The following is a 21,088-nucleotide window of genomic DNA, read 5'->3' on the forward strand; positions in this document are numbered from 1 at the left end:
CCTACGCGTTCACGTGGGCGCCGCGGGCGCAGGAGGTCGGCGACTACATCGACGCGCAGGTCGCCCGGGCGGCTGGCGCCGTAAGCGCAGGTCTCGGTCGCCTCGGGCCGGGCGGTCGGCGCCACCTCGTACACGCCTCCGAGGAGTGGGGCGTGTCCCGGGTGGAGCTGAAGACGGACGCCCGCGACGAGCGCTCCCGCGCGGCCATCGCGAGCGTCGGCGCCCGCTTCGAGGGGGTGCTGAGGAACTGGTCCCGCTCCTGGGTGCCGGGGGAGGAGAGGCGGTTGCGTGACTCCGCGGTCTTTTCGATCACGGCGGGCGAGTGGCCCCCGGTGCGGGGGCGGTTGGAGGAGCGGGTGGCGGGGTTCTTGTCGCGGGCGCGGGCGGTGGCCCAGCCGGTGCCGCCGGGGGGAGAGCTCTCGGCGCCGGGGCGGAGGGGGCAGGCCGGGGCGGGGTTCGTGGGTGCGTACGGTCATCTCGGGGACCCCGCCCGGCTCGGGAAGTTACGCCTCGTCCGGCACAACCGCGCCGTCCCGTAGTTCCGGCGTGCTCGTGCCGACGTAGGCCACTGCCAGCACACACAGCAGCCCGCCCGTGACCAGGGCGGTCGCGCCGGACGACCAGCCGGCGACCAGGCCGCCGCGCATATTGCCGAGGTGCGGGCCGGCCTGGCCGACGATCTGCTCGGCGGCCGTCACCCGGCCGAGCAGGGCGTCAGGGGTGCAGGTCTGGACGATCGTGCTGCGGGAGACGACGGACAGGGCGTCGGCGGCACCGGCCACCACCAACAGCCCCAGCCCGGCCCAGGGGTTGGTCATCAGGCCGAACAACCCCAGCGCCGCGCCCCAGGCCCCCGCCCCGCACAGCATCACCAGGCCGGGGCGGCCCAGGCGGGTGACCGAACCCGACAGGGCCGTGGCCGTGACGCCGCCCACCGCGAGGGCCGACAGGAACAGGCCGAGGGTGCGCGGGTCGTCGCCGAAGCGCTCGGCGTTGATCAGTGGGAAGAGGCTGACCGGCATGGAGAGGACGGTCGCGGCGAGGTCGGTGATGAGTGCGCCGCGCACCACCCGGTGGCCGGCCAGGAAGCACAGGCCGTCCAGGACGCCGTGCAGGCCGGCCCGCGACGGCTCGCCCTCGGGCGGCAGCGCGGGCAGGCCGAAGGCGCCGTAGAAGGCGAGGCCGAAGCTCAGGGCGTCCAGCAGATAGCAGACGCCGATGCCGAACAGGCCGAGGAACACACCGCCCAGCGCCGGGCCGAGAAGCATCATCGCCTGGCCGGTGACCTGGTTGAGGGCCAGCCCGGCCGCCACCTGTTCCTTGGGCAGCAGCCGCGGTACGAACACCCCCGCCGCCGGGCCGCCGACCGCGCCGAAGCAGGAGCCGGCCGCCACCAGGGCGAGGATCCCGGCCACCGGCACACCTCCGGTGAAGCCCTGCACCGCGAGGAGCAGCACGCAGACCGCCTGTCCGACGGTGGCGACCAGGAATATCCGCCGCCGGTCGCCCCGGTCCACCCACGACCCGGCGAACAGGCCCACACACACCATGGGCAGCGCCTGCGCGAGACCGACCGCACCGCTCCAGACCGTGCTGTGCGTCATGTCCCAGACCTGGTACATGACGGTCACCATGGTCATGAAGCTGCCGAGCACGGACACCGTCCGCCCGATCAGCAGCCGCCGGAAGACGGGCGAGGTGCGCAGCGGCCGTACGTCGATCAACGTACGGGCGAGGCTCATGAGGGCATGGCGGGGCGCGGGGCGGTTTCGGGCACGAGGGGTGACGCTATACGGCGGCCTCGGCGCCGGGCCACCGAATTTCTCCTAGGCCCTGGCTGGGCCAATGCCCAGGCCCCGCCTAGGCCGACTCGTTCAGCAGCCGCGACAGGTGGTCCCGGCCCGCGCCGAGCAGCTCCGGGAGCGGGGCGGCGGACTCGTACCACCGCTTCTCGTACTCCCAGCACAGCCACCCGTCCCAGCCGTGCCGGGAGAGGACCTCCACGCACTCGGCGAGCGGCAGCACCCCGGCGCCGAGCGGCAGCGGGGTCGTGTCGTCGGCGGAGGCGATGTCCTTGACCTGGACGTAGCCGAGATACGGGGCGAGGGCCGCGTAGGTCTCCGAGGGCTGCTCGCCGCCGAGCCAGGTGTGCATCACGTCCCACAGCGAGCCGACGTGGCGGTGGCCGACCAGGCCGAGGACGCGGATCGCGTCGGCGCCGGTGCGGTGCGAGTCGTGGGTCTCCAGCAGGATCCGTACGCCCAGATCGGCGGCGTGCTGGGCGGCCGTGCCCAGGCGCCGCGCGGCGATCGCGTCCGCGCTCTCCCGGCTCTGCTCCGGGTCGGCGCCGGGGAACACCCGGACGAATCCGGCGCCGAGGTCGTGGGCGAGGTCCAGGAGGGTACGGATCTCCTCGATCACGGGCCCGTCGTCACCGGGCGCGGCGACCCGGGCATACCCCGCCAGGCCCAGGAGCTCGATGCCGGCGGCCTTGAACTCGGCCGCCACGTCCGCCCGTTCGTCGGGGCCGAGGCCCGGGTGCACCGGCTCCTCCGGGTGCGTGCGCAGTTCGACACCGTGATAGCCGTGCGCGGTCGCGAGCCGCAGCACGTCGGGGAGGGGGAGACCGGGGACGCCGAGGGTGGAGAACGCCAGTTTCATGCCTCCCACCTTGCCAGGGAATCCACCCGGCGCACATCCGGCAGTCGGGCCCGGAGCCCGAGGCGGGCCGGGAGCCCCGAGGCAGGCCCGGAGCCGCGACGCGGGCCCGGAGCCCCGAGGCGGGCCCGGGCGCCCCGCACTTGGCGCCTCACTCCGGCGTGCCGTGCAGATCCAGGCGCCAGTCCTGCCCGATCAGGTCCTTGCCGAAGGAGCGGTGGGGTCGCTCCGCGACCAGCACGAAGCCCTGGCGCCGGTAGACGCGGCGGGCGTCGGCCAGGACGTCGTTGGTCCACAGGACGAGGTCGCGGTACCCGGCGCCGCGCGCGAAGTCGATGACCGAGGTGACCAGTCGGCCGCCGATGCCGAGGCCGCGGGCGTCGGGCTCGACGAGGAGCAGGCGCAGCCGGGCGGTGGCGGGGGCCTCGTCCCGTACGCACATCACGCACCCCACCGGCCGTCCGTCCAACTCGGCGATCCACACCCGCTCCAGATGCGGATCGTGGTCCTGCGCGAAGTCCGCGACGATCCTCGCCACCAGCCCCTCGTAGTCGGCGTTCCAGCCGTACTCGGCGGCGTACACGGCGGCGTTGCGCTGCACGATCCAGCCCAGGTCGCCGGGGCCCGGCTCGCGCAGCAGCACGTCCTCGCGGCGGGGAGGGCGGCCGTGGGACAGGATCGTGCGGACGGTCGTCATCGCCTCGGCCAGGCGTGGCCGTTCGGCGGCCGGCACGGTCGACAGCAGTGCGCCGACCGCTTCGTTCGACCGCTCCTCCAGCAGCTTGCCGGTCTCGCGGCCACGCGCGGTGAGCGTGACGCTCCGGCGGCGGGGGTCGCGCCGGGAGGCCGTGCGCTCGATGAGCCCGTCCTGCTCGAACTTGTTCAGGATACGGCTCAAGTACCCCGCGTCCAGGGAGAGTTCGGCCCGCAGATCGGCCGCGTCGGTGCGCGGGGAATGGGCGAGCTCGTACAGGACGCGGGACTCGGTGAGGGTGTACGGGGCGTAGAGGTGGCGGCTGTAGTCGAGGGCGCCGATGACGTTCGTGTAGAAGCGGTTGAAGGCGCGGATGTCCTGGACGGTCATGATCGTCGACCCCCGGGTGGCTGCCTCGGATTGTTGACTCAGTCAGAGATGCCGTCGGGTCGAGCCTAGGACGTCCGCGCCCCCGCGGCTACCCCTCGACGGCCGGCCGGTAGACGCACACCTGCACGCCCGTCTTCCCGGTGGCTGTCGACACGAGCTCGAACGGCCGCTTCCCGCCGTCCTCCGGGAAGATCGACTTGCCGCCGCCGAGCAGCACCGGCATGACGACGAGCTGGAGCTCGTCGACCAGCCCCTCCTGGATGAGGGTGCGGACCAGGGTCGGGCTGCCCATCATCGCCAGGTCGCCGCCCTCGCGCTCACGCAGCTCACGGATCCGGGCGACGGCCTCGCTGCCCGGGATGCGGGTGGTGTTGTTCCAGGTCAGCTCGTCGTCGCCGAGCGTGTCGGTGACGACGTACTTCTTGAGGGAGTTCAGCCGGTCGGCGAAGGGGTCCCCGGCCCGCTCGGGCCAGGCACCGGCCATCGTCAGATACGTACGACGCCCGTACAGCAGTGCCTCGGCCTTCTCCAGCCCCTCGGTGAACGCGGGGCCGAGCACCTCCGGGTCGAAGTACGGGTTCGACCAGCCACCGTGCGCGAAGCCGCCGTCGGTGTCCTCCTCGGGGCCGCCGGGGGCCTGGACGACGCCGTCGAGGCTGATGAACTCGGTGATGACGATGCGCATGGAGGTACTCCTGTTGCTTGCTCGGGTGTGACGGCATGAGAGACCGGAACGCGACCGGAAACTCATCGTTGGGTGAGTCCTATGCGCGGAACGAGGGATTCAGTAGGGGCTGCGGCCCACCGGGTACTTCCCACCGGGTGCGGCCCACCGGGTGCTTCCCACCGGGAGCGTTCCACCGGGTGCGTCCCACCGGGAAAACCCCGGTGCCCGGAGATCACGCGCCTGACAGACTGCCCCGATGACCGCCACCGACCCCAGGGAAGACCTCCGCCGCTGCCTCCAGGACGCCCGCGACGCCCTCCTGTGGAAGCTCGACGGGCTCTCGGAGTACGACATCCGCCGCCCGATGACGCCGACCGGCACCAACCTGCTCGGCCTGGTCAAGCATCTGACCGGCGCGGAGGCGTTCTACCTGGGCGAGACCTTCGGGCGTCCCTGCCCGGCACCCCCGCTCTGGATCACCGGCGACGCCGCCGAGCCGAACGCCGACCTGTGGGCGACCGCCGACGAGACACGCGAGCGGATCGTCGACGACTACCGCCGGGTCTGCGCCCACGCCGACGCGACGATCGCGGCCCTGCCCCTCGACGCGGTCGGCCGGATCCCCGGGGACCCGCCGGTCGACATCACCCTCCACCGTGTCCTCGCCCATCTGATCGGCGAGACGCATCGGCACGCCGGCCACGCGGACATCGTGCGCGAACTCGTCGACGGGGCCGCGGGTTTGCGTACCAAGGACGCCAATATGGCGCCGGGTGACGCGGGCTGGTGGGAGCAGCACCGGGAGCGCGTGGAGCAGGCCGCTCGCGCGGCTGCGGGGAACACGCGGGACGCCTAGGTTCTCCGGGCCGGGGCCCTGTGGGCCCTGTCGGCCCTGTCGCCGTCCCGCGCCCGTCCCGCGCCCGTCCCGCGCCCGTCCCGCGCCCGTCCCGCGCCCGTCCCGCGCCCGTCCCGCGCCCGTCCCGCGCCCGTCCCGCGCCCGTCCCGCGCCCGTCCCGCGCCCACGCGGGGCCGGCGCCGACACCGGCGCGCGCAGCCTGCGGGGCATGGCCGGCTTCGCCCTCCACCGGTCTAACCTGCCCGCGTGTGCCAGGAGAGGTCCGCAGCACCGCCGGTTCGAGCGCAACGTTGCCGAGCTGCGCGGCATCGGCGTACGGGTTCCTTTACGGCGAGCACGGTTTTGTACTCGCCTCGGGTCTCAGGACGCCCGAGGCCCCCCGGAGGACCCCCGGACCATCAGCTCCCCCCGGATCGTCGCGATCCCCCCGGGCGGCGGCTCCTCCCGGCCCATCGCGATCCGTCCGGCCCGCGCTCCCGCCTCCGCCAGCGGCAGCCTCACCGTCGTGAGAGAGGGCACCGCATCGATGCTGAACGGCAGATCGTCGAACCCGGCCACCGAGACGTCGTCCGGGATCCGCAGCCCGGAATCCCGCAGCGCCGCGCACGCCCCGAGCGCCACGGAGTCGTTCGCGGCGACCACGGCGGTCAGGGACGGATCGCGCCGCAGCAGCTCCAGGGTCGCCTCGTAACCGGACTGCCGGTCGTAGCGGCCGTGGACGGTCCAGCGCTCGTCCTCCTCGATGCCGTGCGCCTCCAGCGCGGCCCGGTGGCCCTCCAGCCGGTGCCGGGTCGTGGTCCGCTCCTCCGGGCCCGCGATGTAACCGAGCCGCCGGTGCCCCAGGCCGATCAGGTGCTCGGTCAGCTCACGCCCGCCCCCGCGGTTGTCGAAGGTCAGCGCGATCGCGCCGGTGTCCGACGCGGGGGGACGGCCGCACAGGACCACCCGGGTCCCGGCGTCCGCCAGCTTGCGCAGCTTCGACGCCACGGCCGCCGCGTGCGGCTCGTCCTCGACGGCGCCGCCGGTCAGCACGACCGCGGCGGCCCGCTGCCGCTGGAGCAGGGTCAGGTAGGTCAGCTCACGCTCCGGGGAGCCGCCCGTGTTGCACACCACCGCCAGGCGCTCACCGCCCGCCCGGCCGCCCGGGCCCCCGATCTCGGACTGGATCGCGCTCGCCATGATCCCGAAGAAGGGGTCGGCGATGTCGTTGACCAGGATGCCGACCAGGTCGGACGTGGCCGCGGCCAGCGAGCTCGCGGGGCCGTTCAGCACGTAGTCCAGCTCGTCCACCGCCCGCAGCACCCGCTCCCGGGTGGAGGCGGCCACGGGGTAGTTCCCGTTCAGTACGCGCGACACCGTCGCGGGGGAGACCTGGGCGCGGGCCGCCACGTCCGCCAGGGTCACCGTCATGTCGTCGTCCTCCGGTCGCGCATCTCGTCGTACCACCGCATACGTGCTCGTAGACAGGCCGCCCGCGGCTGTTGGTTCCGAATGTGTCGAGCAGACCTTACGGCCAGAAACCCCCGTTGTTCGTCCCCTCGAACAACTCAACCTCGTCACGGTCTTGTCCGGACCGCTGCTCAGAGGCTAGCTTCTTATCTCATAGAAAGCGCTTGCTGTGACGCTCACCAGTGAAAGACAGGGCGTACGCGGCGCAGACCCCGCGTACGAAAGGAACGACGTGACACGCAAGACGGTGCGTATCGCCATGAACGGTGTCACCGGGCGCATGGGCTATCGCCAGCACCTGGTCCGCTCCATCCTGGCCCTCCGTGAGCAGGGCGGCCTCGACCTCGGCGACGGCACCGTGCTGTGGCCGGAGCCGGTCCTGGTCGGCCGCCGCGAGCACGCCCTGAAGGCGCTCGCCGAGCAGCACGGCCTGGCCCCGGAGAACATCTCGACCGACGTCGACGCGGTCCTCGCCGACCCGACCGTGGACATCTACTTCGACGCCCAGGTCACCTCCGCCCGCGAGGAGGCGATCAAGAAGGCGATCGCCGCGGGCAAGCACATCTACACCGAGAAGCCGACGGCCACGGGCCTGGAGGGCGCACTGGAGCTCGCCCGCCTGGCGAACGAGGCCGGCATCAAGCACGGCGTCGTCCAGGACAAGCTCTTCCTCCCCGGGCTGCTCAAGCTGAAGCGGCTCATCGACGGCGGCTTCTTCGGCCGCATCCTGTCGATCCGCGGCGAGTTCGGCTACTGGGTCTTCGAGGGCGACTGGCAGGCCGCGCAGCGCCCGTCCTGGAACTACCGGGCCGAGGACGGCGGTGGCATCGTTGTCGACATGTTCCCGCACTGGGAGTACGTGCTGCACGAGCTGTTCGGCCGCGTGAAGTCCGTCCAGGCCATCGCCACCACCCACATCCCGCAGCGCTGGGACGAGAACGGCAAGCCCTACGACGCCACCGCCGACGACGCCGCCTACGGCATCTTCGAGCTCGACGGCGGCGCCATCGCCCAGATCAACTCGTCGTGGGCCGTGCGCGTCAACCGGGACGAGCTGGTCGAGTTCCAGGTCGACGGCACGGAGGGCTCCGCCGTCGCCGGTCTGCGCAACTGCCGCGTCCAGCACCGCTCCCTCACCCCCAAGCCGGTCTGGAACCCGGACATCCCGGCCACCTACTCCTTCCGCGACCAGTGGCAGGAGGTCCCGGACAACGACGAGTTCGACAACGGCTTCAAGGCCCAGTGGGAGCTGTTCCTCAAGCACGTCTACGCCGACGCCCCCTACCACTGGGACCTCCTCGCCGGCGCCCGCGGTGTCCAGCTCGCCGAGCTGGGCCTGAAGTCCTCGGCGGAGGGCCGCCGTCTCGACGTTCCGGAGATCTCCCTGTGACGATCCGACTGCCCGACTTCAAGGGCGGCCTGCGGGCGTACGAGCCTCGCCAGGAGCCCCTCGCCCTCACCCCGGGCGCGCCCCTGACCTCCCGTACGGTCTTCTCGGCGGCGCATGTCGTCGCCGACCCGTACGCCGATGTGTCGCCCGACTCGCCCGCCGCCGTCGACTGGGACGCCACCCTCGCCTTCCGCCGTCACCTGTGGTCCCACGGGCTCGGCGTCGCGGAGGCCATGGACACCGCCCAGCGCGGGATGGGCCTGGACTGGGCGGGCGCGGCGGAGCTGATCCGCCGGTCCGCCGCCGAGGCCGAATCGGTCGGCGGCCGTATCGCCTGCGGTGTGGGCACCGACCAGATCACCGCCGGTTTGCTCGCCGAGGTCCGCGCGGCCTACGAGGAGCAGCTCGCCGTCGTCGAGGAGAGCGGGGCGCAGGCGATCCTGATGGCCTCGCGCGCCCTGGCCGCCGCGGCCAAGGGCCCCGAGGACTACCTGGAGGTCTACGGCCACCTCCTGCGCCAGGCCGCCGAGCCGGTGATCCTGCACTGGCTGGGCCCCATGTTCGACCCGGCGCTGGAGGGCTACTGGGGGTCGAGCGACCTGGACGCGGCCACGGACACCTTCCTGGAGGTGATCGCGGCCCACCCGGACAAGGTCGACGGCATCAAGGTGTCGCTGCTGGACGCCCAGCGCGAGATCGACCTGCGCCGCCGCCTGCCGCAGGGCGTGCGCTGCTACACGGGTGACGACTTCAACTACCCCGAGCTGATCGCGGGCGACGAGCAGGGCTTCAGCCACGCCCTGCTCGGCATCTTCGACCCGCTGGGCCCGCTGGCGGCGGAGGCGGTGCGGGTGCTGGACACGGGGAACGTGCCCGGCTTCCGTGACCTGCTCGATCCCACGGTCGAGCTGTCCCGCCACCTCTTCCAGGCGCCGACCCGCTTCTACAAGACGGGCGTGGTCTTCCTGGCCTGGCTGGCCGGCCACCAGTCGCACTTCACCATGGTCGGCGGCCTGCAGTCGGCCCGCTCCCTGCCCCACTTCGCCCGCGCCTACGAACTCGCCGACGGGCTCGGCCTGTTCCCGGACCCGAAGCTGGCCGAGGAGCGGATGAAGAACCTGCTCGCCCTGTACGGAGTGGCCCAGTGAGCACCGGACTCGAACGCTTCTCCATCAACCAGATGACGGTCAAGCAGCTGTCGCTGCCGGAACTGGCGGACGCCTGCGGCCAGTTGGGCATCACCAACGTCGGCCTGTGGCGCGAGCCCGTCCAGTCCCACGGCCTGGAGGCGACGGCCAAGCTGGTCCGCGACGCCGGCCTGACCGTGACCACCCTGTGCCGCGGCGGCTTCTTCACCGCGATCGACCCGAAGGAGCGGGCGCAGGCGCTGGACGACAACCGCCGGGCGGTCGACGAGGCGGCGACGCTGGGCACGGACGTGCTGGTGCTGGTGTCGGGCGGGCTGCCGGCCGGCTCGAAGGACCTGCACGGGGCGCGGGAGCGGATCGCCGACGCGCTGGGCGAGCTGGGCCCCTACGCCGAGGAGCGCGGAGTGAAGCTGGCCATCGAGCCGCTGCACCCGATGTACGCCTCCGACCGCTGTGTGGTGTCGACCCTCGGCCAGGCCCTGGACCTCGCGGAGCGCTTCCCGGCCCAGCAGGTCGGCGTCACGGTGGACACGTACCACATCTGGTGGGACGACACCGCGCCGGAGCAGATCGCCCGGGCGGGTGCGGGCGGCCGTATCCACACCTTCCAGCTCGCCGACTGGACGACGCCGTTGCCGGAGGGCGTGCTCACGGGGCGCGGGCAGATCGGGGACGGGGCGATCGACATGCGGGAGTGGAAGGGCTACGTGGAGGCGGCCGGATACACCGGGGCCATCGAAGTCGAGCTGTTCAACGCGCAGTTGTGGGCTCGGGACGGTCGGGAGGTGCTGGCCGAGACCGCGCGGCGGTTCGTGGAGCACGCGGCCTGACGGCCACCCAGGCGGTGACGGGTCCCGGGTCGGGTTCTTTCTGTCGGGTTCTTTCTGCGGAACGAGCCGGAGCCGGGACCCCGCTCAGGGAGTCGTCAGGGAGTCGGCGGTCCCGGAGACGGCGCGGCGCGGGGAGCGCAGCGGCGGCGGGTAGGTGAGGTGGACGAGCCGGGACTGTTCCTGGCGCATGTGCATGAGTGATTCGAGGAGATAGCCCACGAGGAGCACCAGGGCCGCGATGGTCATGATCGCCGCCGCGAGGATCGCCGTGGGGAAGCGCGGGACGGTGCCCGTCCGGACGAACTCGACGATGACGGGGACCCCGAGCACGAGAGCGATGACGGCGAGCAGGCCCGCCACCACGGTGTGCACGAGTGAAGGGCGTTCGCGGCGCGCGAGATCGAGGATGACTCCGAGGATGCGCCAGCCGTCGCGGTAGGTGCGCAGTTTGCTCTGGCTTCCGGCCGGCCGGGTTCGGTAGGCGACCGGGATCTCCGCGGTGGGGAGCCGCAGGTTGAGCGCGTGGACCGTCATCTCGGTCTCGGTCTCGAACTGACGGGAGAGTGCCGGGAAGGATTTGACGAAGCGCCGGGAGAACACGCGGTAACCGCTCAGCATGTCGGTCACCTCCTTGCCGAAGAGGCACCGTACGGCCCCGCTGAGCACCTTGTTGCCGACGGCGTGCCCGGCCCGGTAGGCGCCGTCGGCCGTTTCGTGGCGGGCGCCGACGACCTGGTCGTAGGGGCCCTCGAACAGCAGGTCCACCATGTCCCGCGCCCGGGACGCGTCGTAGGTGTCGTCACCGTCGATGATGAGCAGGGCATCGGCGTCGACATCGGCGAAGGCGCGCCGGATCACGTTGCCCTTTCCCTTGTGGGGCTCCTGCCGGATGATGGCGCCCGCCTCGCGGGCGACCTCCACCGTGCGGTCGGTCGACGCGTTGTCGTAGACGTAGATGTCGGCCTCCGGGAGCGCCGACCTCAGATCGCGCACCACCTTGCCGACCGCTGCTTCCTCGTTGTGACACGGCACGACGCAGGCGATCGTCGGTTCCACAGCCTCTCCTCAGCCGGTGAACTCGTCCCAAGCGGAACATATGACTACATGATGCGACACACATCTCATATGCGGTGAAGGCGTGCCGGACCGGTACTCTCTGCGTCGTGTCGTTCCTCATCGCGCATCTGACGCTGCGTATGCGGGAGGCCGTCAGGGGTGTCTGGCGCGAGGCCGCCAGGTTCGGAGTCGTCGGCGCACTCGCCTTCGTGCTGGACAACGGCGGCTACACCCTGCTGGTCTTCGGCCTCCCCGGTGCGGGCGTCGGGCCGATGCACTCGACGCCCGTCCAGGCGTCCGTCGTCGCCACGGGTTTCGCCATGGGCTTCAGCTGGGTGGGAAACCGCTACTGGGTCTACCGCCGTCGGCATCGCAAGGAGGCGGTCCGGGAGCTGGCCCTGTTCGCCTTCGTCAATGTCATCGGCATGGCCATCACGGCGGGCAGTGTCTTCCTGTCGCGGCATCTGTTCGGACTCGACTCGGCCCTCAGTGACAACGCGGCCCGCATCTCCGGCTGGGCCGTCGCCACGCTCTTCCGCTTCTTCACCTACCGGCGCTACGTCTTCGTCCCGTCCTGACCCGGCGAGGGGCGCCGGCTCGCCGTGCCACGCTGTTAGCATCCCGGCATATGAGAGATTTCCGGTGGTTTCGGGGAGAGTCGGGCTGGATCTGGGGACTGGCCGCCATGGCCGCCGCCTGCTGCCTGGCCACCACCGTCGTCTTCTCCCCCGGGTACCTGAGCGCCGACTCGGTCACCCAGCTCAAGCAGGCCAGGGGCGAGGAACCGCTGACCGACTGGCACCCGCCCGTCATGAGCCTCGTATGGCGTGCCCTCCTCGCCGCGACCGGCACCCCCGCGACGATGGCCGTCCTGCAGGCCGCCGTGCTGTGGGCGGCGCTCTGGGTGATCGCCTGGTGCGTCTGGGAACGGACCGCCAGCCGCGCCGGGTCCCTCGCCGTCCTCGGTCTGGGACTGGCCCCGCACGTCCTGACGTTCGTGGGAGTGGTGTGGAAGGACGTCCACATGGCGTTCGCCCTCCTCGCCACCACCGCGCTCGCGCTGATCGGCCGACGCCTGGGAACCGGCCGCTCCGCCCTGCGGTGGGCCCTCCTGGGGCTCGGTCTGCTCTTCCTCGGCTACGCCATCCTGGTCCGCAAGAACGCGGTCTTCGCGGCGGTCCCGGTCTTCGTGATGCTCGTCCTCGCGCTGTGGCCCAGGCCCGGACGCCGGATCTGGCTCGTCTCCACGGCCGCCCTCGTCGTCGCCCTCCTCGTCCCCGGCGTCGCCATCTCCTCCCTGGCGCGACCGGTACCGACGAGCCAACACGCGCAGATCGTGCTGGACGACCTCCTCCACGTCGTGAGCGAGCGTGAACTGCGGTCGGCGCCCGTGTCACCGGAGCTTCGCGACCGCCTCGCCACCGCGGCGCGGGAGTGCCGGCGCACCGGGTCCCTGTCGAACTCGTACTTCACCTGCTGGGACCGCGGCGCCAACGACCTGAACGCCTACGCGGACCAGCTCACCTCCCTGTGGGCCCGTGAGATGCCGGACCACCTGTCCGGCTACGCGCAGTACCGACTGCAGCTGTTCTCGGGGCTGTTGTTCAAGGGCAGCTACCAGTACCAGAGCGGGATCATCACCAACACCCTCGGCCTCCGGACCTCGCACCCCCGACTGGAGGCCGCCCTCGGCACATACGTCAAGGGCGCGGTCCACGATCTGCCGTTCCTCTTCGCAGGGTGGTTCTGGCTCACCGTCGGGCTCCTTCTCGCCGTGCGGCCCGGCCGGGGGAGCTTTTCCCTGCCCGTGCGCGCACTGGGGGTCAGTTCGGTGGCCTACGTGCTCGGTTACCTGCCGATCATGCCGACGACGGACTTCCGCTACCTCTACTGGCCGGCCCTCGCCGGCACGCTCGGCCTCCTCCTGTCCTGGCTGGGCCGCGGCACGCCCCGGCCACCGGGCAGCGCCGCCACCACGAGCGGCCGTCTCACCACCGGCCACCGGCCGTACGAGGCCACATCCGGTTCGGCCACCGACGCGCCCCTCGTCTGACGGCGGTCACGGACGACGTCCGCCCGGCATCACGGCGGCAGCAGCGTCCCCAGCGGCCCCAGGTCCAGGTTGAGGTCCTCCAGGGTGAGCCCGTAGCGGTCGCACAGCTCGGCCATGCGGTCGTGCAGGATCATCAGGGTCAGCCCGAGCCGTTCCTCCTGCTCCTCGGTCAGATCGCCCTGGTCGACACGGTGCAGGGCCTGCCGTTCCATCAGCTGGCGCAGCAGCTCGACGACGGTGAGGACCAGCCGGACCAGATCCCGCTCCACGGTGTCGGGGTCGGTGCGCAGCCGGCGTGCGGCGGCCCGCCCGGGGGCCGGCGGGGCCATGTCGTCGGGCCGGGCGGGCAGCAGGGAGAACGCGCGGTGTGCGGCCTGGGCGACCTCCCGCAGCCGGTCGGGGGGTGGGCGGTCAGCCGGGGTCGTCACCGTAGCCGCCGTATCCCGTGGGTGTTTGGTGCGGTCCTGTGGGTGTCCGGTCCGGCCCCGTGGGCGTTCGGTCCGGCCCCGTGGGCGTTCGCTCCGGCAGGATGGGTGCCCACTGCTCCTCCATCTGCTCGCGGATGGCGACCACCACCGCGCGCAGCGAGATCCGCACCAGGTCGATGTCGGCGACCGACAGGACGAGATCGCCGGTGAGCACCACGCCGCCGCTCAGCAGCCGGTCGAGCAGGTCGACCAGCGCGACCTGGGTCCCGCTGAGGGGGCGGTCGTCGTCGTACGCGCCGTACGCGTCGTATGCGGTCACCGTGGTCGCGCCCCTTCCGGGGGTGCGGTGAAGGAGTACGGCGCCCAGGGGCCGGTGACCTCCACCCGTACGCCGGGCAGGTCGTCCGCGGCGTGCAGCATGCGGGCGCGGAACTCCTCGGCCAGGGCGCGCGGTACGAGGTAGGCGTCGTTGGCGACGTTCTCGCCGGGGACGCGGGCCAGGGTGCCCTGCTGGGGGCGGTGCCGGGCGCGCTCCACCGCCAGTCCGCGCGCCCGTTCCTCCGTGCGCCGCACGGCCTCCTCCGCGGCCCGCCGGGTGTCCTCGCGGGCCTGGTGGTGCTGCCTGCGGCGGCGCAGATACGCGCGTCCGGGGTCCGGTTCGGCGGGGGAGGCGGCGTGCGCTGCGGGTGAGGGCGTGGGTGCGGGTGCGGGTGAGGGCTCGGATACGGTCGGGAGCTCGGCGTAGACCTTCACGCCCCACTCCACGTGGTCGTCGAACCGGTCCAGCAGCGCGGCGAAGGCCTCCTGCCGCTCGCCCAGCATCCGCTCCACCCGGCTCTCGTCGAGGTACACGGTGGCCAGCCGCAGGGGCAGGACGGTGGTGCGGGCGGCCAGCGTCTCGATGACGAGGTGATGGGCCCGGGCCGTCGACTCCAGCCAGGCGAGGTCCTCCAGCCGCGCTCTCAGGGCGGCCTCCGAGAACTCCTCCCCGGGCACCGCGCTGACCGCGGCGGCCACCGGGCCCGAGCGGACGAGGGTGACGGGTGCTCCCGCCACACCGCGGATGTCGGCCAGTGCCTCCCGCGCCGCCTGTGTCACCGCGTCGGACGACCTGACGACTGCGTACGCGTAGCTCAACCGCCGCGCGTTCATGGCTCTCGGCCCCGGTCCTCGGCGTCGTCCCTCTTGCGCCGGGGACGCCGCGGCTCCGCGCCGGGCTCGCGCTCCGTCTCGGGCGACCGGCGGCGCGTGCCCGAGCCGCGTGCGGGCAGCTCGCCCGCGGACGCCGTCCGTTCGCCCCGCTCGACCTTCTCGGCCTGCTCGACCCGCCGGCGCAGCTCCCTCACCTCGGCGCGCAGCCGTTCGTTCTGCTCCTCCAGGGAGTGGCGGTGATCGGCGCGCGAGGACAGGGCGGGGTCGTGCTCCCACCAGTCGATGCCGATCTCCTTCGCCTTGTCGACCGAGGCCACCAGGAGACGGAGTTTGATGGTGAGCAGTTCGATGTCGAGCAGATTGATCTTGATGTCGCCGACGATGACGATGCCCTTGTCGAGCACGCGTTCAAGGATGTCGGCGAGGTTCGCGCCGGACTGCTCGCCGTACGGATACAGCGACCGTGACGGCGTGGAGCCGGTGGGGACGGGCTCGGTCACGGCGAACTCGACCTCGGTTCCTCCTCGGTGTCGTCGTAGCGGTCGTCAGGCCCTCGGTCCTCGTCCTCGCCCGCCCAGTCGTCCTCGTCGTCGTCCTCCTCCTCGTCGTAGCGCTCCTCGGGCCCTTCGTCCTCGTACCGCTCCTCGGGCTCCTCGTCCTCGTCGTCGTACTGCTCCTCGGGCCCCTCGTCCTCGTCGTACCGCTCCTGCCGCCCCTCGTCCTCCTCCTCTTCGTGCTCGGCCCGGGCCTTCTCGGCCTTCTCCGCCTTCTCGGCCTCCTCCGGTGTGCGGACCACCTCGCCCTCGCGGATCTCCCCGCGCCAGCCCCCGGTGGCCTCGCCGCGCATCATCACGAAGGTGCGGAAGTTCTTCAGGTCGAGCCGGGCGCGGCGGCCCTGGGCCCGCACCAGGCTGCCGACCCGCTCGACCGGCCCCTTCGGGAAGTACCGCAGGACGAGCAGCACTTTGGTGAGGTTCTCCGCGAGCGGATGGAAGGTCACGACGCCCCTGGTGGTGGCGTGGTCGCCCTCGGACGTCCAGGCGATCCGCTCGTCGGGCACCTGCTCGGTGATGATGCCCCGCCAGCGCCGCTTCGCCTTGGCGATCTTCACATGCCACTTGGTGGTGGTGTCGTCCTCCTGCTCGATGCCGACCACGCCCTTGGCGAACCGGTCGAAGTCCTGGAACTGCGTCCACTGGTCGTACGCCTCGCGCACGGGCACGCCGACGTCGATGTCCTCGATGATGGTCAGCCCCTTGCCCAGGCTGTCCGGGCGCAGGTCGGAGCTCTTGGCGTGGCTCTCGTCGCGGCCTTCGTCGTGGCCCTGCCCCGGCCGTTTCGCGGCGACGTCCCTGGCCTTGTCCAGGACCGTGTCCTTGGCGCTCAGCACCCGGTCCTTGGTGTGCGAGGCGGTCTCCTTCGCGTGCGAGGCCGTCGAGGTCAGCGCCTCCGCCCCGGACGGCAGGTGCTGACCGAGCCTCTTGCCGCGCCGGGCCACGGCGGTGGCCAGCCCGCGCGGACCGAGGCGGGTCTCGGCCAGCCGGCGCGCGCCCTCGCCCATCCGGTGGCCCATGCCCTCCAGCATCAGCTGGAGCCGGGCCTGGACATAGCTCTCCAGCTCCTCCTTCAGCCGGTCCGCGCCCGGCACCCGCTCACCGGCCTTCGCCAGCGTCCCGGCGCCGCCCGAGCCGTGTCCCGCCGCTTTGCGCTCAGCCATCGTCCTGCCTCCTCGACCGCGTGGCGCCGGTGCCGCGCGACCGGCTCTGTGAGGTGGAGGTCTTCCTCTTGCGGGGCTGCTCCTCGTCCGGCCCGGACCTGCCGCCCCGCGCCCGGGCACGCCCAGCCCTCCGGGGCGCTTCCTCCCGGGGCTCCTCGTCCTCGTCCGTCTCAGCCTTGTCCTTCTCACCCTTGTCCGGCTGCTCCTCGTCCGTCACGTCCTCGTCCGTCACCTCCTCCTCTTCGGGCTCGTCCTCCGACTCCTCGCTCCGCCCCGTGTCCCGCTCGGGCCGTCCGTGCGCCTTCTCGCGCAGTCCGGCGGTGCGTTCGTGCAGGGCGTCGGCCAGGCTGTCGGCCTTCGCCGTCAGGACGGAGGTCGCCGCGGCCTTCCCCGCGTCCGCCAGTTCGGTACGCACCTGGTCGGTGAGGGTGTGCACGAACGGGGACTGCTGGAGGGTCTTGCCGACCTGCCCGGGCTTGATCCGTGATCCGGCCAGCAGCGCGCCGAGGCCGATGGCGGCCTTCGCCTTCTTCGTCCGGCCCAGTACATAGCCGCCCAGCAGGGCCGCGCCGATCTTGGCGTTGTTCATGACCTGTCTTCTTCCTCCCTCACGCCTCACAGCCCACGCTGTCCGCCCCGGCGCAGCTGGTAGGCCCTGATCTCCTCAAGTCGGTGCAGCAGCGACTCCTCCTGCCGCGCGAACTCCTCGTCGTCGACGCGGCCCTCGTCCCGCGCCCGCTCCAGGTTCACGAGCGCCTCCTGCACGGGAGCGGGATCGTAGAACTCCTCCTCGGCGGTCCGGACGACCTTGTCGAGCACCCAGCCGATGCCCCGGACGGGAGCGAACGGCAGCGTCAGAATCCCGGTGACAAGTCCCACAGCACCTCCTCACGCTCGCCGGGCGGCCCCGGCCCGTCCCGGCCCCGTTCAGGCGAAGCTGTACGGCGGCAGGGGCCCCCGCAGCCGCAACTCCACGCCCTCGCCGTAGCCTTCGGCCAGCTCCTGCCCGGTCCGGCCGAACTCCTCGGACCGGTCCTCGTCCACGAGGAACGAGGCGCTCACGAAGTACTGGTGCGACGGCGGCGCGACCTTCTCGGCCACGGCGAGCGGCCGCAGCGCGGTGAGGACCTCCGCGGCCAGCGCCTCCTGGCGGCCCTGCACCTCCTGGGAGATCAGCTGCCCCAGCGCCAGCCGGTCCTCGTACGTCCCGACGCCCTCACGGGTCCGCTCGTTCAGCTCACGGGCCTGCGTGTTCTGCTCCAGGACGGCCCGCACCGCCGCCTCCTCGTCGAGGACTCCCTTGACGTTGAACTCGGCCCGCCCGGCCAGCTCGTCCAGGCGCTGCGCGAACAGCTGGGCCCGCTCCGCCAGGACAGCGCGCACGGCGTCCTCGTCGGCGGCGACGAACCCGAAGCCGATCGGCAGCGTGGGGCCCTCGGCCCACAACCGCTCCTGGACCTGGTGGTGGGCCTCCAGGTCCCGGCGGGCCACCGAGAGATCGTCGGGGGCCTCGCTGACGACGGCGCACAGGGAGTCGCCGCGCACCACGCGCACCTCGCCCGGCGGCTCGCCCACGCCCTTGGTGCCGCCCAAGTCCAGTGGATGCGAGTCCTTGGTGATCGCGTACACATACACGGACATCGGCTCGCTCACTCCTCCCGGTCCCGTGCGGAGCGGCGTTCCGAGCCGTGTTCTGTGCGCTCGCGCCGTTTCTCGCGCGTGCGCTCACGCTCGTCGTCCTCCTCGCCGCGGCGTCCCTTGAACGACTCGGTGACCGCCTCGACCGCGCCGGTCAGCGCCCCTTTGCTCTTGCCCTTGGCGCCGCTCTCGACGGATCCCTCGACGATGTCGGACAGCTGTGCGGGCGCCTTGCGGCCCGACTCCAGATCCAGCCGGTTGGCCGCCTCGGCGAAGCGCAGATACGTGTCCACGCTGGCCACGACCACCCGCGCGTCGATCTTCACCAGCTCGATGCCCACCAGGGACACCCGCGCGAACGCGTCGATGACCAGGCCCCGGTCGAGGACGAGCTCCAGCACGTCGTAAAGATTCCCCGAACCGCCCGCGGGCGCGGGGACACCACCAACACCACCGTTGCCCTGTGGCACCACAGTCACGGTGACTTCCCTTCCGGCCCGACATCCCGGCCCGGCGAAAGGTGAGCCGGCCTACCGGCCGTCCCTCCTGTCCACCTGCGCGCGCGTGTAACGACGCCCGCGCTCGTACGCCAGCAGCTTCCCCTCCGGGTCCAGAACCACCTGGTAGCTGGCCATCACGCTGGTCGTCTCGGGAATGCGTTCCAGCTCCACGACTTCGACCTCGGCTTCCCAGCCCTGATCCGTCGGCCTCAGTGAGGAAACCGACTCCGGAGCCCTCCCCAGCAGCTCACTGAGCTGCTCGATCGCGGACCGCAGCGCATCCGTGGCGGACACCCGCGACCCGGCGGGCGTCTGCCGTTCTGAGGGATGTGCCTTGCGCGGCTCACGATCGCTCGTGATCATTCACCTTCTTGTTCTTCCCTCAATCATCGACCTCTCGCACAGCTCCCGCCACCGCACCGGGCGCGACGGACCGCTATTTCCGGGCCGCCCGTTTCGTGAGCACCGCCAGCACCACCGGGATCACCATCTCCACCACCCGGGACACGGCACCCGGCGGCAGCCCCGTCTTGCGGGCCACCGCGTCCGCGACCGGCCTGGCCTCCTCGGCCAGCAGCCCGGCCATGAGGCCGCCCGTCGCGAAGCCGCCCAGCGTGGCCACGCCCGTGAGCGGGGCGTCGTGCGGAGTGGCGACGGCCTCCGCCTCGCCGGACAGCGCCGCCACCGTCGTACCGACCATCTGCCGGGCACCTGCCTCGTCCGTGCCCAGCAGCCCCGCGATGTCACCGATCCGGTCATCGCCGAGCTCGTCCAGCACATCGTCCTGGAGGGACGTGAGGGGGTTCTCGTCTACCTCTGACATGTCTGAAACGCTACGTCCGCCCCGATTCCCCGGCACGCCGAACGCCCGCCGCGAAGAGCCGAAAAAAATCCGCGGAGACCGTGCAACCCTTCCCGCACCCGGTGGGTCGTACTTGGCATCAGGACTCTTGGAGGGGGATCTGGGGGGATCGCGGGGGTTCTGATGGGAGGGGAAACGCGAGGGGCCCGGTCGACGGACCGGGCCCCTCGAAACATGCGGTCAGAACATGCCGTCAGATCTTGCGGTCAGACCTTGCGGTCAGAAGAACACTCCGCAGCGCAGCAGCACATTCGCGTACGGCCGTGCCTCCCCGGTCCGTACGACCAGACGCGCGCCTGCCGACCGGGCCTTCAGCTCGTCGTGGGAGACGAGGCCCAGCTCGGGGAAGCGGTCGTCCAGCAGCGCGGCCGCCGCCGGATTGGCCGCGCGCACCTCCCGCGCCGCCGTCGCGCCCTCCACCACCAGCTCCGCCAGCAGTCCGTCCAGCACCTCGGCGAACGACGGCACCCCGGCCCGGAACGCCAGGTCCACCACCCGCGGCCCGTCGGGTATCGGCATGCCCGCGTCGCACACCAGCACCCCGTCACCGTGGCCCAGCTCGGCGAGCGCGCCGGAGAGATGACGGTTCAGGATTCCCGCCTTCTTCACAGCTCCTCGACCTCCGCCGCCGTCGGGAAGGACTCCTGCGCGCCCTCCTTCGTGACGGCCGCCGCCCCGACCCGGGCCGCGTACGCCGCCGCGTCGGCCAGGGATGAGCCGGTGCCGAGCTTCCAGGCCAGTGCGGCGGTGAACGCGTCGCCCGCACCCGTGGTGTCGACCGCCGCCACCTTCACGGACGAAACCCGGGCCATGCCCTCCGCCGAGGCCACCAGCGCCCCCTGAGCACCCAGGGTCACGACCACCGAGCGCGGGCCCTTGGCCAGCAGGACCCGCGCCCAGTCCTCGGGGCTGTCGCCCACCGCGGACTCGCCGAGGATCACCCTGGCCTCGTGCTCGTTCACGATCAGCGGGTCGCAGGCCGCCAGCACCTCGCCCGGCAGCGGGCGGGGCGGGGAGGGGTTCAGGACGAAGCGGCTGCCGCCCGCCAGGCTGCGGACGACCTCCACGACCGTCTCCAGCGGGATCTCCAGCTGGGCCGACACCACCCGCGACGCCTGGAAGAGGCTCGCGGCGGCCCGTACGTCCTGTGGAGTGAGCCGTCCATTGGCCCCCGGCGAGACCACGATGCTGTTGTCCCCCGACGGGTCCACCGTGATCAGCGCGACGCCGGTCGGCGCGCCGCCCACCAGGACGCCCACCGTGTCGACGCCGGCCGCCCGCTGCGAGTCGAGCAGCAGCCGGCCGTGGGCGTCGTCGCCGACCCGGGCCAGCAGGGCCGTACGGGCTCCGAGCCGGGCGGCGGCGACCGCCTGGTTCGCGCCCTTGCCGCCCGGGTGGACGGCCAGATCGGAGCCGAGCACGGTCTCGCCGGCACCCGGCCGGCGCTCGACACCGATCACCAGGTCGGCGTTGGCCGACCCTACGACCAGGAGGTCGTAGTCGTACATGAGGTTGCTCCCCTGATAGATCCCCGTGGTGACGTTCCCCGTGATGATGGGCGGCGGGCGGCGGGCGGCCCCATGCTCCTGCAACGACCGCC

Annotated in this window: 26 protein-coding genes; 7 read left to right on the forward strand and 19 right to left on the reverse strand. The window is 72.2% G+C overall.

The genetic code is table 11. From position 1 onward, the window contains the following. Nucleotides 1–152: 152 nt before the first annotated feature. Nucleotides 153–539: a GNAT family N-acetyltransferase gene (locus tag AQI70_RS40965; RefSeq protein WP_063801628.1), complete on the forward strand. Its 387-nt coding sequence runs from the start codon at nucleotides 153–155 to the stop codon at nucleotides 537–539. Here the strand turns inward: AQI70_RS40965 and AQI70_RS32010 are convergent. From AQI70_RS32010 to AQI70_RS32025, 4 genes are all read right to left on the reverse strand, one after another. Next, nucleotides 504–1,742 carry an MFS transporter gene (locus AQI70_RS32010; RefSeq protein ID WP_062155952.1) on the reverse strand — a complete coding sequence of 413 codons (1,239 nt, stop codon included), beginning with the start codon at nucleotides 1,740–1,742 and terminating at the stop codon, nucleotides 504–506. The two genes, AQI70_RS40965 and AQI70_RS32010, sit on opposite strands and share 36 nt — an antisense overlap. A gap of 118 nt (nucleotides 1,743–1,860) precedes the next feature. After that, nucleotides 1,861–2,661 (reverse strand): sugar phosphate isomerase/epimerase family protein, encoded by an 801-nt coding sequence (locus AQI70_RS32015; RefSeq protein WP_062155953.1) that lies wholly within the window; start codon nucleotides 2,659–2,661, stop codon nucleotides 1,861–1,863. A gap of 148 nt (nucleotides 2,662–2,809) precedes the next feature. Continuing rightward, nucleotides 2,810–3,742 carry a bifunctional helix-turn-helix transcriptional regulator/GNAT family N-acetyltransferase gene (locus AQI70_RS32020; RefSeq protein WP_062155954.1) on the reverse strand — a complete coding sequence of 311 codons (933 nt, stop codon included), beginning with the start codon at nucleotides 3,740–3,742 and terminating at the stop codon, nucleotides 2,810–2,812. Between the two features lie 88 nt (nucleotides 3,743–3,830). Beyond that, nucleotides 3,831–4,427 (reverse strand): dihydrofolate reductase family protein, encoded by a 597-nt coding sequence (locus AQI70_RS32025; protein WP_004001079.1) that lies wholly within the window; start codon nucleotides 4,425–4,427, stop codon nucleotides 3,831–3,833. 238 nt (nucleotides 4,428–4,665) lie between these two features. Between AQI70_RS32025 and AQI70_RS32030 the strand changes: the two genes are divergently transcribed. Continuing rightward, a complete protein-coding gene (locus AQI70_RS32030; RefSeq protein ID WP_062155955.1) occupies nucleotides 4,666–5,265 on the forward strand; it encodes a DinB family protein in 600 nt (199 codons plus the stop codon). A gap of 360 nt (nucleotides 5,266–5,625) precedes the next feature. On the opposite strand, the gene AQI70_RS32035 is transcribed toward AQI70_RS32030, so the two are convergent. After that, entirely contained in the window at nucleotides 5,626–6,675 is a 1,050-nt protein-coding gene (locus AQI70_RS32035) for a LacI family DNA-binding transcriptional regulator (RefSeq protein ID WP_062155956.1), read from the reverse strand. Between the two features lie 271 nt (nucleotides 6,676–6,946). On the opposite strand from AQI70_RS32035, the gene AQI70_RS32040 reads away from it, so the two are divergent. Genes AQI70_RS32040 through AQI70_RS32050 form a run of 3 tightly spaced genes read left to right on the forward strand, consistent with a single transcriptional unit; the run spans nucleotide 6,947 to nucleotide 10,082 of the window. Further along, nucleotides 6,947–8,104, forward strand: coding sequence for a Gfo/Idh/MocA family protein (locus AQI70_RS32040; protein WP_062155957.1), 1,158 nt, complete (start codon nucleotides 6,947–6,949; stop codon nucleotides 8,102–8,104). Further along, nucleotides 8,101–9,252 carry a dihydrodipicolinate synthase family protein gene (locus AQI70_RS32045; RefSeq protein ID WP_062155958.1) on the forward strand — a complete coding sequence of 384 codons (1,152 nt, stop codon included), beginning with the start codon at nucleotides 8,101–8,103 and terminating at the stop codon, nucleotides 9,250–9,252. Before AQI70_RS32040 ends, AQI70_RS32045 begins: the two co-directional genes overlap by 4 nt. A gap of 32 nt (nucleotides 9,253–9,284) precedes the next feature. Beyond that, a complete protein-coding gene (locus AQI70_RS32050; RefSeq protein WP_062156048.1) occupies nucleotides 9,285–10,082 on the forward strand; it encodes a sugar phosphate isomerase/epimerase family protein in 798 nt (265 codons plus the stop codon). A gap of 84 nt (nucleotides 10,083–10,166) precedes the next feature. On the opposite strand, the gene AQI70_RS32055 is transcribed toward AQI70_RS32050, so the two are convergent. Then, a complete protein-coding gene (locus AQI70_RS32055; RefSeq protein ID WP_062155959.1) occupies nucleotides 10,167–11,138 on the reverse strand; it encodes a glycosyltransferase family 2 protein in 972 nt (323 codons plus the stop codon). Between the two features lie 107 nt (nucleotides 11,139–11,245). Between AQI70_RS32055 and AQI70_RS32060 the strand changes: the two genes are divergently transcribed. Continuing rightward, nucleotides 11,246–11,716, forward strand: a complete 471-nt coding sequence (locus tag AQI70_RS32060; protein ID WP_244181918.1) for a GtrA family protein — start codon at nucleotides 11,246–11,248, stop codon at nucleotides 11,714–11,716. Between the two features lie 50 nt (nucleotides 11,717–11,766). After that, on the forward strand, nucleotides 11,767–13,191 hold the full coding sequence (locus AQI70_RS32065; protein WP_244181919.1) for a hypothetical protein: 1,425 nt from the start codon (nucleotides 11,767–11,769) through the stop codon (nucleotides 13,189–13,191). Nucleotides 13,192–13,220: 29 nt separating this feature from the next. Here AQI70_RS32065 and AQI70_RS32070 read toward each other — a convergent pair whose 3' ends face one another. The 13 genes from AQI70_RS32070 to AQI70_RS32130 form a co-directional block, all read right to left on the reverse strand. Further along, nucleotides 13,221–13,619 carry a gas vesicle protein K gene (locus AQI70_RS32070; RefSeq protein WP_062155961.1) on the reverse strand — a complete coding sequence of 133 codons (399 nt, stop codon included), beginning with the start codon at nucleotides 13,617–13,619 and terminating at the stop codon, nucleotides 13,221–13,223. After that, entirely contained in the window at nucleotides 13,603–13,938 is a 336-nt protein-coding gene (locus tag AQI70_RS32075; protein WP_079051559.1) for a gas vesicle protein, read from the reverse strand. The genes AQI70_RS32070 and AQI70_RS32075 overlap by 17 nt, the downstream gene beginning before the upstream one ends. Beyond that, entirely contained in the window at nucleotides 13,935–14,771 is an 837-nt protein-coding gene (locus AQI70_RS32080) for a GvpL/GvpF family gas vesicle protein (protein WP_062155962.1), read from the reverse strand. The genes AQI70_RS32075 and AQI70_RS32080 overlap by 4 nt, the downstream gene beginning before the upstream one ends. Continuing rightward, entirely contained in the window at nucleotides 14,768–15,271 is a 504-nt protein-coding gene (locus AQI70_RS32085) for a gas vesicle protein (protein ID WP_062155963.1), read from the reverse strand. The genes AQI70_RS32080 and AQI70_RS32085 overlap by 4 nt, the downstream gene beginning before the upstream one ends. Continuing rightward, nucleotides 15,268–16,488, reverse strand: a complete 1,221-nt coding sequence (locus AQI70_RS32090; RefSeq protein ID WP_062155964.1) for an SRPBCC family protein — start codon at nucleotides 16,486–16,488, stop codon at nucleotides 15,268–15,270. Before AQI70_RS32090 ends, AQI70_RS32085 begins: the two co-directional genes overlap by 4 nt. Beyond that, the gene (locus AQI70_RS32095) at nucleotides 16,481–17,077 is read right to left on the reverse strand and encodes a hypothetical protein (RefSeq protein ID WP_062155965.1); all 597 of its coding nucleotides are present in this window, start codon (nucleotides 17,075–17,077) and stop codon (nucleotides 16,481–16,483) included. The genes AQI70_RS32090 and AQI70_RS32095 overlap by 8 nt, the downstream gene beginning before the upstream one ends. 26 nt (nucleotides 17,078–17,103) lie before the next feature. Beyond that, entirely contained in the window at nucleotides 17,104–17,367 is a 264-nt protein-coding gene (locus AQI70_RS32100; RefSeq protein WP_062155966.1) for a gas vesicle protein GvpG, read from the reverse strand. Nucleotides 17,368–17,415: 48 nt separating this feature from the next. After that, nucleotides 17,416–18,129, reverse strand: a complete 714-nt coding sequence (locus AQI70_RS32105; RefSeq protein WP_063801631.1) for a GvpL/GvpF family gas vesicle protein — start codon at nucleotides 18,127–18,129, stop codon at nucleotides 17,416–17,418. Between the two features lie 8 nt (nucleotides 18,130–18,137). Further along, complete coding sequence (gene gvpJ / locus AQI70_RS32110) at nucleotides 18,138–18,605, reverse strand: gas vesicle protein GvpJ (protein ID WP_107117121.1); 468 nt, start codon at nucleotides 18,603–18,605, stop codon at nucleotides 18,138–18,140. A gap of 51 nt (nucleotides 18,606–18,656) precedes the next feature. Next, nucleotides 18,657–18,989: a gas vesicle protein GvpO gene (locus AQI70_RS32115; protein WP_107117122.1), complete on the reverse strand. Its 333-nt coding sequence runs from the start codon at nucleotides 18,987–18,989 to the stop codon at nucleotides 18,657–18,659. A gap of 73 nt (nucleotides 18,990–19,062) precedes the next feature. After that, entirely contained in the window at nucleotides 19,063–19,449 is a 387-nt protein-coding gene (locus AQI70_RS32120; protein ID WP_062155969.1) for a DUF937 domain-containing protein, read from the reverse strand. Nucleotides 19,450–19,707: 258 nt separating this feature from the next. Then, nucleotides 19,708–20,097 carry a D-ribose pyranase gene (rbsD, locus tag AQI70_RS32125; protein WP_062155970.1) on the reverse strand — a complete coding sequence of 130 codons (390 nt, stop codon included), beginning with the start codon at nucleotides 20,095–20,097 and terminating at the stop codon, nucleotides 19,708–19,710. Beyond that, the gene (locus AQI70_RS32130; RefSeq protein WP_062156051.1) at nucleotides 20,094–20,996 is read right to left on the reverse strand and encodes a ribokinase; all 903 of its coding nucleotides are present in this window, start codon (nucleotides 20,994–20,996) and stop codon (nucleotides 20,094–20,096) included. The genes rbsD and AQI70_RS32130 overlap by 4 nt, the downstream gene beginning before the upstream one ends. Nucleotides 20,997–21,088: the final 92 nt, after the last annotated feature.

The sequence above is a fragment of the Streptomyces curacoi genome (assembly GCF_001513975.1).
In the GTDB taxonomy this organism is placed as follows: Bacteria; Actinomycetota; Actinomycetes; order Streptomycetales; family Streptomycetaceae; genus Streptomyces; species Streptomyces curacoi.

What these genes read in the sequence shown, in the direction of transcription:
- AQI70_RS32010 (WP_062155952.1), bottom strand. Translation starts at nt 1,742, where the DNA reads ATGAGCCTCGCCCGTACGTTGATCGACGTACGGCCGCTGCGCACCTCG.
- AQI70_RS32015 (WP_062155953.1), bottom strand. Translation starts at nt 2,661, where the DNA reads ATGAAACTGGCGTTCTCCACCCTCGGCGTCCCCGGTCTCCCCCTCCCC.
- AQI70_RS32020 (WP_062155954.1), bottom strand. Translation starts at nt 3,742, where the DNA reads ATGACCGTCCAGGACATCCGCGCCTTCAACCGCTTCTACACGAACGTC.
- AQI70_RS32025 (WP_004001079.1), bottom strand. Translation starts at nt 4,427, where the DNA reads ATGCGCATCGTCATCACCGAGTTCATCAGCCTCGACGGCGTCGTCCAG.
- AQI70_RS32030 (WP_062155955.1), top strand. Translation starts at nt 4,666, where the DNA reads ATGACCGCCACCGACCCCAGGGAAGACCTCCGCCGCTGCCTCCAGGAC.
- AQI70_RS32035 (WP_062155956.1), bottom strand. Translation starts at nt 6,675, where the DNA reads ATGACGGTGACCCTGGCGGACGTGGCGGCCCGCGCCCAGGTCTCCCCC.
- AQI70_RS32050 (WP_062156048.1), top strand. Translation starts at nt 9,285, where the DNA reads ATGACGGTCAAGCAGCTGTCGCTGCCGGAACTGGCGGACGCCTGCGGC.
- AQI70_RS32065 (WP_244181919.1), top strand. Translation starts at nt 11,767, where the DNA reads ATGAGAGATTTCCGGTGGTTTCGGGGAGAGTCGGGCTGGATCTGGGGA.
- AQI70_RS32080 (WP_062155962.1), bottom strand. Translation starts at nt 14,771, where the DNA reads ATGAACGCGCGGCGGTTGAGCTACGCGTACGCAGTCGTCAGGTCGTCC.
- AQI70_RS32090 (WP_062155964.1), bottom strand. Translation starts at nt 16,488, where the DNA reads ATGGCTGAGCGCAAAGCGGCGGGACACGGCTCGGGCGGCGCCGGGACG.
- AQI70_RS32095 (WP_062155965.1), bottom strand. Translation starts at nt 17,077, where the DNA reads ATGAACAACGCCAAGATCGGCGCGGCCCTGCTGGGCGGCTATGTACTG.
- AQI70_RS32105 (WP_063801631.1), bottom strand. Translation starts at nt 18,129, where the DNA reads ATGTCCGTGTATGTGTACGCGATCACCAAGGACTCGCATCCACTGGAC.
- AQI70_RS32115 (WP_107117122.1), bottom strand. Translation starts at nt 18,989, where the DNA reads ATGATCACGAGCGATCGTGAGCCGCGCAAGGCACATCCCTCAGAACGG.
- AQI70_RS32120 (WP_062155969.1), bottom strand. Translation starts at nt 19,449, where the DNA reads ATGTCAGAGGTAGACGAGAACCCCCTCACGTCCCTCCAGGACGATGTG.
- AQI70_RS32130 (WP_062156051.1), bottom strand. Translation starts at nt 20,996, where the DNA reads ATGTACGACTACGACCTCCTGGTCGTAGGGTCGGCCAACGCCGACCTG.